Raw genomic sequence first — 1,260 nt, 5'->3', positions numbered from 1 at the left:
TGTAGTGGTCAAGAAAAATTGGCCACGGTTTTGTGTGCCGCCCAGAACATCTGCTCGGATTCGTTTGGGGTTAACCCACCATTGTAGCTATGAGGCCTTACCTGGCTGTAATAGCCCACTAGATACTCTGTGATCGCCTGTTCGGCTTCGTTAATACTCTGGTAGCCAGTTCTCGGCACCCATTCCGATTTCAGGCTTCTAAACAGCCTCTCCATTGGCGCATTGTCCCAACAGTTACCGCGGCGGCTCATGCTCTGGGTGAGTTGATAACGCCAGAGTTGCTGCCTGAACCTGCGACTGGTGTAGTGGCTGCCCTGATCGGAGTGGAACATCACTCCCTGGGGCCGTCCCCTGGACTCAAATGCCATGGTCAATGCCTTGCAGGTCAACTCACTATCGGGCGACAACGACATGGCCCACCCCACTGGTTTGCGGGCAAACAAATCGAGTACAACTGCGAGGTATGCCCACTGCTTGCCGGTCCAAATATAGGTGACATCGCCGCACCACACCTGATTTGGCGCCGTCACCGCAAATTGTCTATCCAGCTGGTTCGCAATCGCAGGGTGCTCTTGTGCGGCCTTTTTGTAGCTATGGCTGAGTTGCTGACAACTCACCAATCCAAGCTCCTTCATCAACTTGGTGGCACGATAACGACTCAGCGCTATCCCCCGCTTCGTGACGATACCGGCGATGCTTCTGGCTCCGGCAGAGCCGTTGCTTTGATTGTGAGCTTTGCGAACCTCAGCCTGTAGTTTGACGCGCTCAGTGCTGATGAGCCGGGGCCGGCCAGCCCAATATTTGTAACTGCTGCGATGGATCCCGAACGTCTCGCAGATACGCTTAATGCTAAAGCTCTTCTTGAATTTCTCGACTAGCGAGAATTGTACAGGGAGTCCGACATCAAGAGAGCGGTAGCCTTTTTTAAAATCTGATTTTCTTCTTCTATCTGTTTGATTTTCTTTTCTAATTCACGAATTTTTTGTTGTTCTGGGGTCAATGGGGATGCTTTGGGTGTTTTCCCCTGCATTTCACTTTTGAGTTGGTTTACCCATGCCCGCATGGCGCTCTCACTAACGCCCATCGCCTTGGCGGCTTCAGGAATGCTGTAACTGCGCTCGATAACCAATTTGGCCGCTTCAAGCTTGAACTCGGCGCTGAAAGTGGGTCTCTTCTTTTCGGTCATTTTCTCACCTGTCGTTGATGGCGTGATCCTATCACGTCGCTTAATCAGGTGGCCAAATTCACTATGCCACTACA

1 protein-coding gene is annotated in these 1,260 nt (G+C 51.8%); it reads right to left on the bottom strand.

Going from position 1 to position 1,260, the window contains the following annotated elements; genetic code table 11:
- Positions 1-8: 8 nt before the first annotated feature.
- A protein-coding gene (locus BN1117_RS18970) for an IS3 family transposase (protein WP_425283260.1) occupies positions 9-1,186 on the bottom strand; the annotation gives its coding sequence in 2 pieces (ribosomal slippage) (positions 9-928 and positions 928-1,186; 1,179 coding nt in all).
- Positions 1,187-1,260: the final 74 nt, after the last annotated feature.

Source organism: Aeromonas australiensis, assembly GCF_000819725.1.
In the GTDB taxonomy this organism is placed as follows: domain Bacteria; phylum Pseudomonadota; class Gammaproteobacteria; order Enterobacterales; family Aeromonadaceae; genus Aeromonas; species Aeromonas australiensis.
This window is presented reverse-complemented; position numbering and strand designations above follow the sequence as displayed.